Here is a 12,401-nt window from a genome sequence, read left to right on the forward strand (position 1 = left end):
CATCATGGCCGATGCCCGGAGACGACCCGCAGCGCAGTGTCGACAAACGTCGGCGCGGTCGGGTCCAGCCAGTGGATGCGCTGGTCACGGCGGAACCAGGAGCGTTGCCGTCGGACGAACCGCCGGGTGGCCCGGACCGTCTCGTCGCGGGCCTGCGCCTCGTCGGTCTCCCCGGCCAGGAACCGCAGCACCTGCTGGTAGCCGAGGGCCCGGCTGGCCGTCCGGCCGTCGGCCAGGCCGTGCCCGCACAGCGTACGGACCTCGGCGACCAGCCCGTCGGCCCACATCCGGTCGACCCGCGCCGCGATCCGCTCGTCGAGCAGCGCGGTGTCGAGGTCGACGCCGAGCTGCACCGCCGGGTAGTACGGGGTCGGGTCGGGCAGCGAGGCGGTGAACGGCGCCCCGGTCAGCTCGATCACCTCCAGGGCCCGGACGATGCGTCGACCGTTGCCGGGCAGGATGCCGGCCGCCGCGACCGGGTCCGCCCCGGCCAGCCGGGCGTGCAGCGGGGCGGGGCCGAGCTGCGCCAGTTCCGCCTCCAGCCGTCCGCGTACCGCCGGGTCGGTGCCGGGGAACTCGAACTGTTCGAGCACCGCCCGCACGTACAGGCCGGAGCCGCCGACGAGCAGCGGCACCCGCCCCCGGGCCAGGATGTCGTCGACCGCCGCGCGGGCCAGCCGCTGGTACTCGGCGACGCTGGCCGGTTCGGTGACCGGCCAGATGTCCAGCAGGTGGTGCGGCACCCCGTCCCGCTCCGCCGTGGTGAGCTTGGCGGTGCCGATGTCCATCCCCTGGTAGAGCTGCATCGAGTCGGCGTTGACCACCTCCCCGCCGAGGGCGTGCGCGAGGGCGATGCTCAGCGCCGACTTGCCCGCCGCGGTCGGCCCGACCACGGCGACGACCGTGCCGCTCACCGCGCCGCCCCGCCCGTGCCCGCCCCGTCCGTCCCGGCCGGCGGGGACCAGGAGGCCACCAGGTAGCCCACCCCGTAGGGACGCGAGTGGTGGCGCAGCTCGCCGCGCCAGTCGCCGCCGGCCGCCCTCACCGCGCCGGCCAGCACCTGCCAGGCGGGCCGGCCGGCGGCCCCCAGCTGCGCCGAGACCACCGGGTCCAGGTCGAGCAGCGCGTCGGTGTCCGCGTCGGCCAGGGCCCGGGCAACCCCTTCGTCGTACGCCCCGGCGCGCGGGTCGTCGTAGCCGGGTGCCTTCGGCCCGTGGCAGGACGAGCCGTCGCCCAGCACCAGCAGGGCCCACGGCCCGTCCACCCGTAGGCCGGCCCCGAGGGCGGCACACCGGTCGACCGGTTCGTCGGACCCGATGCTCACCATCCGCCAGGCCACCGATGTCGGGGGGGCGACCCGGTCGACCAGCCAGGCCCCGACCAGCAGGCTCAGCGGCAGCCGATCGTCGCCGCTGCCGGGGTCGGTGGGGGCCGGTCCCCCGCCGAGGCGTACCGCCAGGGGCAGGCCCCAGGGGGCGAAGCTGCCCTGGCGGGGCAGGTCCAGTTCGACCGTGCGCTCTCCGGCGCCGACCAGCACGACGGTGCCCGCCCCGGCGGTGTGGAGGGCGGTGACGGCGGCGGTACAGGCGGCGCGCAGCTCCGCCAGCTCGGGCGCGGCGGCCCCGGCCAGCTCGGGCACGATCAGCGGCGGGTGCGGGCAGACGGCGGCGGCGACCAGAGGCACCAGGCAACGTTAGCGGCCCGGCACCGCCCGCCCCGCCTGCCCCACCGCTGCGGCAGCCCGACCACCGAACCGAGTCGGTCGGCAGCCCGGGGACGACCCGGCCGACGGCCCGACACCAGGAGCGACCCGGCCGACGGCCCGACACCAGGAGCGACCCGGCCGACGGCCCGACACCAGGAGCGACCCGGCCGACGGCCCGACACCTGGAGGGACCCGCCCGGCGTCCGACGCCGGAACCAGCCGGTTCGGCAGGCCGCGGCGGGATCAGGCCGGTTGGCCGCCCCAGCCGCCCTGGACCATGGTCTGGAACCGCCACCGCCCGCCGGTGCGGACCATCAGGTCGGCGTAGCGCACCCGTTGGCGTTCGCCGTCGAGGGTGAACTCGGCCTCGGTGAGCACCACGGCCAGGCTCCGGGTGAGGAAGTAGGGCGTGCGGCGGCTCTCCATCCGCAGGTCGCCACCGCCGCCGAGCACGCCGCCCATCATCTCCAGGTAGGCCGCCCGGTCGAGCTGGCGGGCGGAGCCCTCCCCCGAGGCGTCGTCGGTGACGGTGTTCAGCGGGAACATCGCCAGCTCGGCGGTGCCGGCGACGTCACCCGCCTCGGCCAGGGCGTCGTAGTGGCGGAACCACGCGTCCAGCTCGGCGAGATCGGCCTCGTCGGGCACGAAACCGGGGTCGGCCGGGGGCGTCATCCGGGTGTGGGACTGGGTCATCCTGCTCCTCCTCGTCCGCCCGTCGATAGGGCGGCAGTGTCTCGTACGCCCTACCGTACAGCGTACGCCGGAATGCGACACTCCCCCCACGGAGTCTGTGTGTGGGTGCTAGGACACCGTATGGTCACGGTCAGAGACAGGCGCTCGACGCGGACGGGGGCGGACCTGTGACAATGCCGGGAGCAAGTTGGCTGCGCCGTGGCGGCGATCGTGCGGGGTTTCCCGTCGACGCCGGGAGAACGAGGATGTGCACATGAGCGACTGGACTGCCTTCGGACGGGTGGACGCGGACGGCACCGTGTACGTGAAGACCAGCGAGGGCGAGCGGGTGGTCGGATCCTGGCAGGCGGGCGCCCCCGAGGAGGGGTTGGCACACTTCGCCCGTCGCTTCGCCGACCTGGTCACCGAGGTGGACCTGACCGAGGCCCGGCTCAACTCGGGTGCCGCCGACGCGGGTGGTTCGCTGAGCACGGTCCGGCGGATCCGTGGCTCGCTGGCCGAGGCGCACGTCGTCGGGGACATCGACGCCCTCGCCGCGCGCCTGGACAAGCTCGCCGTCGTGGCCGAGGAGAAGGCCGCTGAGGCGCGTGCCGCCCGGGAGGCCGCCCGGGGTGAGGCGCTCGCCCGCAAGACCGCCCTGGTCGAGGAGGCCGAACAGCTGGCCGCCGAGTCGACCGGCTGGAAGACCGCGGGTGACCGGCTCAAGGAGATCCTCGACGAGTGGAAGACCATCCGGGGGGTCGACAAGAAGGCCGACGGTGAGCTGTGGAAGCGGTTCGCCGCCGCCCGGGACGGCTTCACCCGGCGTCGGGGCGCCCACTTCGCCTCCCTCGACCAGCAGCGCAAGCAGGCGCACACGGCCAAGGAGGAGCTGGTCGCCGAGGCTGAGAAGCTCTCCGACTCCACCGACTGGGCGGCCACCGCCAACCAGCTCAAGGAGCTGATGAACCAGTGGAAGGCCGCCCCGCGCGCCTCCAAGGAGTCGGAGCAGAAGCTCTGGGAACGGTTCCGCGCCGCCCAGGACGCCTTCTTCAGCCGGCGCAGTGAGGTCTTCTCGGCCCGGGACAACGAGCAGCGGGCCAACCTGGAGCGCAAGCAGGCGCTGCTGGTCGAGGCCGAGGCGCTGGACGTCGACGGCGACCCGAAGGGTGCCCAGGCCAAGCTGCGGGAGATCCAGGCCCAGTGGCACGAGGCCGGCCGGGTGCCCCGGGAGGCCGCTGCCGGCCTGGAGCGGCGGCTGCGGGCCATCGACGACAAGGTCCGCGAGGTGATGGATTCGGCCTGGCGGCGGACCACCAAGGAGGACAACCCGCTGCTCGCGCAGATGCGGGCGCAGGTCGCCGAGGCCGAGGAGCGGCTCGCCCGCGCCCAAGCCGCCGGGGACGCCCGTCGGGTCAAGGAGGCCGAGCAGGCGCTCGCCTCCAAGCGGCAGTTCCTCCAGCTCGCCGAGCAGGCCGGCTGACCCCGAACGCCCCGGAAGCCCCCGCTCCCCCTCGGGACCGGGGGCTTCCCCATGTCCCACCCCGAAAACCCACCCCACCCGAGCCCACCCAGCCGGGCACCCCCGCCGGTACCGGCACGCCCGCCCGGCGGTGGGCGCAGGGGCTGCGGTTGACGCATCGAGGCCTGCTGATCAGAATGGGCGGCAGAGCCAGGTCGACCCCGCCGGCGCGAGGGCACCGACGACGGACACCGTCGTCGGGAGTCGCCGGTGCACCGCAGCGAGTGGCCGCGTCCACGTGACCCGGCGTGCCGCGCACTGTCCGCGTACCCCCGCAGGAGCGGGACGGACGGGCGGCGGCCGGCGAATCCCTGGTTTTCCGCCCGCGTCGCCGTCGCGACGCCGGGCATTCGAAGTGGAGCCCGTATGTACCGACCCCGCATCATCGGCGCCGCGCTCACCGCGCTCGCCACCGCCGCGGCCGGCGTGCTCGTCGCCACGGCCGTCAGCACCACGCCGGCCGCCGCCGCAGTCGGCGGCACCGGCACCGGTTACCTGCACACGAACGGCAACAAGATCGTCGACGCCACCGGCGCGACGGTCCGGCTGACCGGCATCAACTGGTTCGGCATGGAGACCGACAACCGGACGTTCCACGGCCTGTGGTCGAACAACCCGTGGCGCGGGCAGCTCGACAAGATGGCCAGCCTGGGCTACAACACGCTGCGCGTCCCGTACTCGAACGACTCGGTGAAGCCGGGCGCGACGGCCAGCGGGATCAACGACTTCGTCAACCCGGACCTGGTCGGGCTCTCGCCGTTGCAGATCCTGGACAAGGTGATCGCCTACGCCGGCAGCAAGGGCATGCGGGTCATCCTGGACCGGCACCGGCCGACGGCGGCCGGGCAGTCGCCGCTCTGGTACACCCCGACGGTCTCCGAGGCGACCTGGCTCGCCGACTGGAAGATGCTGGCCCAGCGGTACGCCGGCAACACCACGGTGATCGGCGCGGACCTGCACAACGAGCCGCACGCCGAAGGCACCAACCCGGCCGCGACCGGCGCCTGCTGGGGCTGCGGCGACACCACCCGGGACTGGCGGCTGGCCGCCGAGCGGGCCGGTAACGCCATCCTCGCGGTGCAGCCGAACTGGCTGATCTTCGTGGAGGGGGTGAGCTGCCCCAGCGGTGGCCTGTCGAACGTCTGGGACAACGACACCAGCAACGACGAGGACTGCGGCTGGTGGGGTGGCAACCTGTCCAAGGCCGGGCAGTTCCCGGTCCGGCTGAACGTGGCGAACCGGCTGGTCTACTCGCCACACGAGTACGCCACCAGCGTCTACGAGCAGAACTGGTTCAAGGCCGCCGACTTCCCGGCGAACCTGCCGGCGATCTGGGACAGGTACTGGGGTTACCTCTACAAGCAGAACATCGCCCCGATCATGATGGGCGAGTTCGGCAGCACCCTGGCCGATCCCCGGGACAAGGTGTGGCTGGAGAAGTTGATGGCCTACACCGGCACCGGGGTCAACGGGATGTCCTTCACCTACTGGTCGTGGAACCCGAACTCGGGTGACACGGGAGGCATCGCGCTGGACGACTGGACCAACGTCAACACCGCCAAGCAGGCGATCCTCCAGCCGTACCTGATCCCGCCGGTGGGTGGCGGGACCGACCCGACCGGCACCCCGACGCCGACGCCGACCACCACCGGCCCGACGACGCCGCCGCCGACCACCACGCCCCCGCCGACCACCACCCCGCCGCCGACCGGTGGCTGCACCGCCACCTACAAGCAGGTCAGCGCGTGGCAGGGTGGTTTCCAGGGTGAGCTGACGGTGAAGAACACCAGTTCGTCGGCGGTCAACCCGTGGTCGGTGACCTGGGCCTGGCCGGCCGGGGTCACCCTGGTCAGCGGTTGGAACGCCACCGTCACCCAGGCCGGCACGACGGTGACCGCCGCCGGGCCGGCCTACGCGCCGTCGCTGGCGGCGGGCGCGTCGGTCACCGTGGGCTTCACCGCCAACGGTACGGCCGCCGCCCCGGCCACGGTGAAGCTCAAGGGCACCGCCTGCTGAGCCGGGACCGTCCGTAGTGGCCACCGGTGGGTCGCCGGTCGACGGGCAACGTCGACCGGCGACCCACCTGCCGGATCACCGCCGCCGCGCGTCCGGCACGCCGATTTACATCTGCCACTGTCTATGCTTTGCTCGGGAAAGCGCTTGTCCGGGCTGCGGGCGCACCACACGGGATCCACCTCGTACCGACCTGACCCCCTCGGCAGGGGCCGATCGGCGACGTCCCGGGTCACCGGCATCCACCGGTGGCTCTCCCGTCGACGGCAGCCTGTCCCACCCGAAAGGGACGCAGCATGCGCACACCCCGGCGTCGTACGACGCTGATCGCCGCCACCACCGTCGCCCTGCTCGCCACCGGTACGCTCACCGCCGTCGCCGCCCACGCCGCCCCCGGCTGCGCGGTCAGCTACACCGTCGGTGGGCAGTGGCAGGGCGGATTCACCGGCAACATCACCATCAGCAACCTCGGCGACCCGCTGTCGGGCTGGAGCCTGCGCTGGTCGTACTCGGCCGGCCAGACGGTCAGTGACGCCTGGAACGCCACCGTGGCCCAGAGCGGCAGCACGGTGACCGCCACCAACGTGGGCTACAACGGGAGCGTGCCGACCGGCGGCAGCGTCTCGTTCGGCTTCAACGGCACCTGGAACAACTCCAGCAACCCGGTCCCGACCAGCTTCACCGTCAACGGGGTGACCTGCACCGGGAGCACCGCCCCGACCAATGCGCCGACCACCCCGCCGTCGGCCACACCCCCGCCGACGACGCCCCCGGCGACCACCCCGCCGCCCAGCGTGCCGCAGACCGGCCTGGTCGGCTGGGCCACCCAGAACGGCGGCACCACCGGCGGCGGCAGCGCGGGCGCGACGACCGTCTCCACCGCCTCGGCGCTGACCAGCGCGTTGAACGCCACCGGCGCGGCGGTGATCCGGGTCTCCGGCACCATCAACTGCTCGGGCATGCTGCGGGTCCGCTCCAACAAGACCGTGCTCGGCAACGCCGGGGCGACGATCGTCGGCTGCGGGTTCACCGTCAACGGCGACCGCAACGTGATCATCCGGAACCTGACGTTCCGCAACTGGAGCGACGACGCGATCAACGTGGAGAGTTCCGCCACCAACATCTGGATCGACCACAACACCTTCAGCATCGGCTACGACGGCACCGTCGACATCAAGCGCGGCTCGGACTTCGTCACCGTCTCCTGGAACCGGGTCTACAGCCACGACAAGACGATGCTGCTCGGGCACAGCGACGACAACGGCAGCCAGGACATCGGGCACCTGCGGGTGACCTACCACCACAACTGGTACGACGGCAGCAAGCAGCGCAACCCCCGGGTCCGCTTCGGCAACCCGGTGCACGTCTACAACAACTACTACTACAACAACGCCGGCTACGGCGTGGCGTCCACGATGAGCGCCGGGGTGCTCGTCGAGGGCAACTACTTCGAGAACGTCAAGGACACCTACCACCTCGGCGAGGCCGACTCCGGGCCGGGCAGCCTGGTGGCCCGCAACAACCACTTCGTCAACTCGCCCGCCGGGCAGACCGGCGGCAGCGTCGCCGGCATCCCGTACCAGTACACCCTGGACAGCGCGAGCAGCGTGAAGTCCATCGTGACGGCGGGTGCCGGCGCGGGCCGGATCTCGGTCTGACCGCGCACCGGTCGGGGTCCGCCGGCGGCGGGCCCCGACCGGGAGGTCAGTGCGCGGCGCAGCCGGTCGTCGGCGCGGGCGTCGCGGCCGGCGCACCGACCGTGGGCAACCCGAGCAGCACCCCGGGGGTACGCGGGGCGCGGCCGGCCTCGGCGGCGTCACCGGCCCGGGTGCGGCGGTGTGCCAGCGGGGCACCGTCGGCGTTGAGGTGGTGCGGGGCGGCGTAGGTGATGGTGGTGTGCACGATGTCGCCCGGTCGGATCGTGCCGGCCGCGCCCGGCTCACCGGCCGCACCGGTGGCGAAGTGCACCAGTCGGCCGTCGCGGGCCCGGCCGGAGAGCCGGCCGGTGCGGTCGTCCTTGCGGCCCTCACCGACGGCGACCAGCACCTCGACGGTCTCGCCGACCAGACGCTTGTTCTCCGCCCAGGTGATCTCCTCGACGCAGGCGACCAGCCGTTCGTAGCGTTCCTGCACGACCTGCTTGGGCAGCTGGTCGGGCATGGTCGCGGCCGGGGTGCCGGGGCGCTTGGAGTACTGGAAGGTGAACGCCGACGAGAAGCGGGCCGCGCGGACCACGTCGAGGGTCTGCTCGAAGTCGGCTTCGGTCTCGCCGGGGAAGCCGACGATGATGTCGGTGGTGATCGCCGCGTCGGGCATCGCCGCCCGGACCTTCTCGATGATGCCGAGGTAGCGCTCCGACCGGTACGACCGGCGCATCGCCTTCAGCACGTCGTCCGAGCCGGACTGCAACGGCATGTGCAGCGAGTGGCAGACGTTGGGGGTCTCGGCCATCGCGGCGATCACGTCGTCGGTGAAGTCCTTCGGGTGCGGGCTGGTGAACCGGACCCGTTCCAACCCGTCGATCTCACCGGTCGCGCGCAGCAGCTTGCCGAAGGCGTACCGGTCACCGAACTCGACGCCGTAGGAGTTGACGTTCTGCCCGAGCAGGGTCACCTCCAGCACGCCCTCGGCGACCAGGGCGCGCACCTCGGCGAGGACGTCGCCGGGGCGGCGGTCCTTCTCCTTGCCGCGCAGGGCGGGCACGATGCAGAACGTGCAGGTGTTGTTGCAGCCCACCGAGATCGACACCCAGCCGGCGTACGTCGACTCGCGCCGGGTCGGCAGGGTGGACGGGAAGACGTCGAGGGATTCGAGGATCTCCACCTCGGCGGCGGTGTTGTGCCGGGCCCGTTCCAGCAGCACCGGCAGCGAGCCGATGTTGTGGGTGCCGAACACCACGTCCACCCAGGGTGCCTTGCGGACGATGTCGCCCCGGTCCTTCTGGGCCAGGCAGCCGCCGACGGCGATCTGCATCCCCGGGTGCCGGGCCTTGACGGGGCGCAGGTGACCGAGGTTGCCGTAGAGCCGGTTGTCGGCGTTCTCCCGGACGGCGCAGGTGTTGAACACCACCACGTCCGGGTTGTCGTCGGCGTCGGCGACCCGCACGTAACCGGCCTGTTCGAGCAGGCCGGAGATGCGCTCGGAGTCGTGCACGTTCATCTGGCAGCCGTACGTGCGCACCTGGTAGGTGCGCGGGCTGCTCACGGCTGCGGTAGTCATGACACGCACAGCGTATCCGGGCCGCCCGACCGGGGCCGACCGGGAAGACCCCGACGAGGAGGAACCATGTGCCGGAGCATCAAGACCCTGCGTGAGCCGTACGTCCCGACGGTCACGTCGGCCGACATCGAGGCGGCGGCGTTGCAGTACGTCCGCAAGGTGTCCGGTTTCCGGGCCCCGGCCGCGCACAACGCCGCGGCGTTCGAGGCGGCGGTGAGCGCGGTGACCGCCGCTACCGCGACCCTGCTGAACCAGTTGCAGGTCCGGGGCACCCGCCCCACCGTCGCCCCCTGACCACCGGCCCCGGGCCGTCGCCCTCTGACCCACCGGCCCCGGGCCGTCGCCCCCCTGACCCGCCGGGCCCCGGGCCGTCGCCTCCCTGACCCACCGGGCCCCGGGCCGTCGCCCCCCTGACCCGCCGGGCGCCGGCCGCACCGCCATGGACCGGGCGGTGGCCCTGGGTGCACGGGCCGTCGGGCGGGGGTCGGTCAGGCGGCGGCCAGGGCCGGGTTGACCGAGTCGGGTGCCCAGCGCGAACGGCAGCACCGCGACCAGCCCCGACAGCCCGGGTGCGCCAGGGTGCAGAGCCGGCGCGCGGAGAGCACCTCACCGTCGTCGGTCTCGGTGACCTCGAAGTGCACCGGGCGGATCGTGCCGCCCGGGGCGACCAGCAGGTGCCGGCCGGCGTCGAGGGTGTCGTCGGCCAGCAGGCAGTCCCGGTCGAGCAGCCGGGCCAGCGCGGCGACCGCGCTCAGCTGGTGCAGCGACTCGGGTACGCCGTAGCAGTCGACGATCGTCCCGAACTCCCCCGGGGCCTCCCACACGTCGCAGATCACCGCGTACGTGGGCAGCCGGGCCGGGTCGGCCACGGCCAGGGGCATCACCACCCGTCCGAGCGCCTCGGCCAGGGCCGGGTACACCTCCACGGGTGCGGCCCGGTCGATTCTCCAGTTCCACAGCTCGGTCATGCCGCCTCCTCGCTGCGTTAGTCCCACCGGCCTCCGGATCGGGCCTTACTCACGATGGTGGGGGGCATTTGCCCCCGGCCGGGGGCAAGTTACCGGTCTGTGACCATTCCGGGCAAAATTTCCTAGCGCCGCATTGCCCGGAGTAGCGGGAAGATGACAGTTTATCGGGTACGGTGCCCCGCCGAACCGGCCGACCGACAGCCCAGCCCACCCGGCGCGGCGTCGGAAGTCCGGGCCCGCCACCCGGGGTCAGGAGACGGCGGTCAGGGGTCAGGGGGCGGCGGTCGGCGGTCAGGCGTCGGCGGTCAGGGGCGGCGGCACGCGTCAGCGGATGACGACCATCGACTCGCCCCGGGGCAGCAGCTCGCCGATCACCGTGCCGCCGGGCACCTCGCCGGCCAGCAACAGCCCTCCGGAGGTCTGCGCATCGGCCAGCAGCAGCCGGTCCGCCTCCCCGGTCGACCCGAACCCGGTCCACGGGCCCACCCAGTCCAGGTTGCGTCGGGTGCCGCCGCTGACGTGCCCGTCGCGCACCGCCTCCCGGGCACCGGGCAGGTAGGGCACCCGGGCGGCGTCGATGGCCACCGTCAGGCCGCTCGCCCGGGCCAGCTTCGAGGCGTGCCCGAGCAGCCCGAAACCGGTCACGTCGGTGCCGCAGCGGATGCCCGCCGCGACGGCGGCGCGGGCCGCGTCCCGGTTGAGCGTGGTCATCGACGCCACCGCCTCGGCGGACACCTCACCGGTGGCCTTGTGCCGGGTGTTCAGCACACCGACGCCGAGCGGCTTGGTCAGCGACAGCGGCAGCCCGGCCCGCCCGGCGTCCAGGGTGATCAGCTCCTCGGGGCGGACCAGCCCGGTCACGGCCAGCCCGTACTTGGGGCCGTCGTCGTCGACGCTGTGCCCGCCGGCCAGGTGGCAGCCGGCCTCCCGGGCCACGTCCTGCCCGCCGCGCAGCACCTCCCGGGCCAGCTCCAGCGGGAGGGTGTCCCGGGGCCAGCAGAGCAGGTTGATGGCGACCAGCGGGGTGCCGCCCATGGCGTACACGTCGGAGAGGGCGTTGGCGGCGGCGATCCGCCCCCAGTCGTAGGCGTCGTCGACGACCGGGGTGAAGAAGTCGGCGGTGGTGACCAGGCCGGTCCGCTCGTCCAGCCGGACCACCGCGGCGTCGTCGCCGTGGTCGAGACCGACCAGCAGTTCGGCGGTGCCGGTGGCCGGCCCGAGGCCGGCGACCATCGCCTCCAGTTCCCCCGGTGGGATCTTGCAGGCGCAGCCGCCGCCACGCGCGTACTCGGTCAGCCGGATCCGCTCGGTCATCGCCCCATGATCTCCGTCACCCGGTCCACCCGCCACCCGACCGGCCCGTCGGGTGCCGAAATTCGGACGCCGGAGCACACCCGACACCGGTGTTACCTCTCCGTGACCCGTTGGGTTGCGATCCGCCACGTCGCCCCGCCTACAGTGGCCCAACCGGGGGTCGACCGACCCCGCTTTCCGGTACGACGACAGGGACGGTGGACGACGTGGCGACCGGCGAACCGCTGATCGTGCTGGACAAGGTCAACAAGTGGTTCGGCCCACTGCACGTGCTCGACGACGTGTCACTCTCGGTGGGCAAGGGCGAGGTCGTGGTGGTGATCGGGCCGTCCGGCTCCGGCAAGTCGACACTCTGCCGGACGATCAACCGGCTGGAGCCGATCAACGACGGGACGATCACCTTCGACGGCCAGCCGCTGCCGGCCGAGGGGCGGGCGCTGGCGAAGCTGCGCAGCGAGGTCGGCATGGTCTTCCAGTCGTTCAACCTCTTCGCCCACAAGACCATCCTGGAGAACGTCACCCTCGGGCCGGTCAAGGTCCGCAAGGAGAAGCCGGCCGCCGCCCGCGAGCGCGGCCTGGCCCTGCTCGACCGGGTCGGCATCGCCAACCAGGCCGACAAGTACCCGGCCCAGCTCTCCGGCGGCCAGCAGCAGCGGGCGGCGATCGCCCGCGCGCTGGCCATGCAGCCCAAGGCGATGCTCTTCGACGAGCCGACCAGCGCCCTCGACCCGGAGATGGTCGGCGAGGTGCTCGACGTGATGACCTCACTGGCCGGCGAGGGCATGACCATGGTGGTGGTGACCCACGAGATGGGCTTCGCCCGGCACGCCGCCAACCGGGTGATCTTCATGGCCGACGGGCAGCTCGTCGAGGACGCCCCGCCGACGGAGTTCTTCGCCAACCCGCGCAGCGAGCGGGCCCGGGACTTCCTCTCCAAGATCCTCACGCACTAGGCGTCCGTAGTGGAGCGTGCCGGTCACCGGTGCAT

Annotated in this window: 11 protein-coding genes; 5 read left to right on the forward strand and 6 right to left on the reverse strand. The window is 72.9% G+C overall.

Translation table 11 applies throughout. The features are described 5' to 3' along the window. Positions 1 to 2: 2 nt before the first annotated feature. The 3 genes from miaA to AB0K25_RS27385 all read right to left on the reverse strand — a co-directional run bounded on the left by miaA (position 3) and on the right by AB0K25_RS27385 (position 2,398). Positions 3 to 965 (reverse strand): tRNA (adenosine(37)-N6)-dimethylallyltransferase MiaA, encoded by a 963-nt coding sequence (gene miaA, locus AB0K25_RS27375; RefSeq protein WP_357537827.1) that lies wholly within the window; start codon positions 963 to 965, stop codon positions 3 to 5. Beyond that, positions 911 to 1,684: a class III extradiol dioxygenase subunit B-like domain-containing protein gene (locus tag AB0K25_RS27380; RefSeq protein WP_363823441.1), complete on the reverse strand. Its 774-nt coding sequence runs from the start codon at positions 1,682 to 1,684 to the stop codon at positions 911 to 913. The genes miaA and AB0K25_RS27380 overlap by 55 nt, the downstream gene beginning before the upstream one ends. A 264-nt stretch (positions 1,685 to 1,948) precedes the next feature. Then, entirely contained in the window at positions 1,949 to 2,398 is a 450-nt protein-coding gene (locus AB0K25_RS27385; RefSeq protein WP_219468618.1) for a hypothetical protein, read from the reverse strand. Between the two features lie 253 nt (positions 2,399 to 2,651). Between AB0K25_RS27385 and AB0K25_RS27390 the strand changes: the two genes are divergently transcribed. The 3 genes from AB0K25_RS27390 to AB0K25_RS27400 all read left to right on the forward strand — a co-directional run bounded on the left by AB0K25_RS27390 (position 2,652) and on the right by AB0K25_RS27400 (position 7,570). Then, entirely contained in the window at positions 2,652 to 3,860 is a 1,209-nt protein-coding gene (locus AB0K25_RS27390) for a DUF349 domain-containing protein (RefSeq protein ID WP_219468615.1), read from the forward strand. 405 nt (positions 3,861 to 4,265) lie between these two features. Continuing rightward, on the forward strand, positions 4,266 to 5,915 hold the full coding sequence (locus AB0K25_RS27395; protein WP_219468613.1) for a cellulase family glycosylhydrolase: 1,650 nt from the start codon (positions 4,266 to 4,268) through the stop codon (positions 5,913 to 5,915). A gap of 293 nt (positions 5,916 to 6,208) precedes the next feature. After that, positions 6,209 to 7,570, forward strand: a complete 1,362-nt coding sequence (locus AB0K25_RS27400; RefSeq protein ID WP_363823445.1) for a cellulose binding domain-containing protein — start codon at positions 6,209 to 6,211, stop codon at positions 7,568 to 7,570. 46 nt (positions 7,571 to 7,616) lie between these two features. Here AB0K25_RS27400 and miaB read toward each other — a convergent pair whose 3' ends face one another. Next, on the reverse strand, positions 7,617 to 9,131 hold the full coding sequence (gene miaB, locus AB0K25_RS27405; protein WP_363823448.1) for a tRNA (N6-isopentenyl adenosine(37)-C2)-methylthiotransferase MiaB: 1,515 nt from the start codon (positions 9,129 to 9,131) through the stop codon (positions 7,617 to 7,619). A gap of 66 nt (positions 9,132 to 9,197) precedes the next feature. On the opposite strand from miaB, the gene AB0K25_RS27410 reads away from it, so the two are divergent. Next, positions 9,198 to 9,425 (forward strand): DUF2277 family protein, encoded by a 228-nt coding sequence (locus AB0K25_RS27410; protein ID WP_363823451.1) that lies wholly within the window; start codon positions 9,198 to 9,200, stop codon positions 9,423 to 9,425. Between the two features lie 194 nt (positions 9,426 to 9,619). Here the strand turns inward: AB0K25_RS27410 and AB0K25_RS27415 are convergent, their stop codons facing one another. Continuing rightward, positions 9,620 to 10,099, reverse strand: coding sequence for a hypothetical protein (locus tag AB0K25_RS27415; protein ID WP_219468610.1), 480 nt, complete (start codon positions 10,097 to 10,099; stop codon positions 9,620 to 9,622). Positions 10,100 to 10,423: 324 nt separating this feature from the next. Continuing rightward, positions 10,424 to 11,413, reverse strand: coding sequence for a selenide, water dikinase SelD (selD, locus tag AB0K25_RS27420; RefSeq protein WP_219468607.1), 990 nt, complete (start codon positions 11,411 to 11,413; stop codon positions 10,424 to 10,426). Between the two features lie 197 nt (positions 11,414 to 11,610). Here selD and AB0K25_RS27425 point away from each other — a divergent pair, with 197 nt between their 5' ends. Beyond that, complete coding sequence (locus tag AB0K25_RS27425; protein WP_357537787.1) at positions 11,611 to 12,366, forward strand: amino acid ABC transporter ATP-binding protein; 756 nt, start codon at positions 11,611 to 11,613, stop codon at positions 12,364 to 12,366. Positions 12,367 to 12,401 lie beyond the last annotated feature (35 nt).

Origin of the sequence: Micromonospora sp. NPDC049257 (assembly GCF_040678915.1) — a bacterium.
Lineage (GTDB): Bacteria > Actinomycetota > Actinomycetes > Mycobacteriales > Micromonosporaceae > Micromonospora > Micromonospora antibiotica.

Bases quoted from the DNA above. Each gene is read 5' to 3' on its own strand.
- AB0K25_RS27385 (WP_219468618.1), bottom strand. From the start codon at position 2,398: ATGACCCAGTCCCACACCCGGATGACGCCCCCGGCCGACCCCGGTTTC.
- AB0K25_RS27390 (WP_219468615.1), top strand. From the start codon at position 2,652: ATGAGCGACTGGACTGCCTTCGGACGGGTGGACGCGGACGGCACCGTG.
- AB0K25_RS27395 (WP_219468613.1), top strand. From the start codon at position 4,266: ATGTACCGACCCCGCATCATCGGCGCCGCGCTCACCGCGCTCGCCACC.
- AB0K25_RS27400 (WP_363823445.1), top strand. From the start codon at position 6,209: ATGCGCACACCCCGGCGTCGTACGACGCTGATCGCCGCCACCACCGTC.
- miaB (WP_363823448.1), bottom strand. From the start codon at position 9,131: ATGACTACCGCAGCCGTGAGCAGCCCGCGCACCTACCAGGTGCGCACG.
- AB0K25_RS27410 (WP_363823451.1), top strand. From the start codon at position 9,198: ATGTGCCGGAGCATCAAGACCCTGCGTGAGCCGTACGTCCCGACGGTC.
- AB0K25_RS27415 (WP_219468610.1), bottom strand. From the start codon at position 10,099: ATGACCGAGCTGTGGAACTGGAGAATCGACCGGGCCGCACCCGTGGAG.
- selD (WP_219468607.1), bottom strand. From the start codon at position 11,413: ATGACCGAGCGGATCCGGCTGACCGAGTACGCGCGTGGCGGCGGCTGC.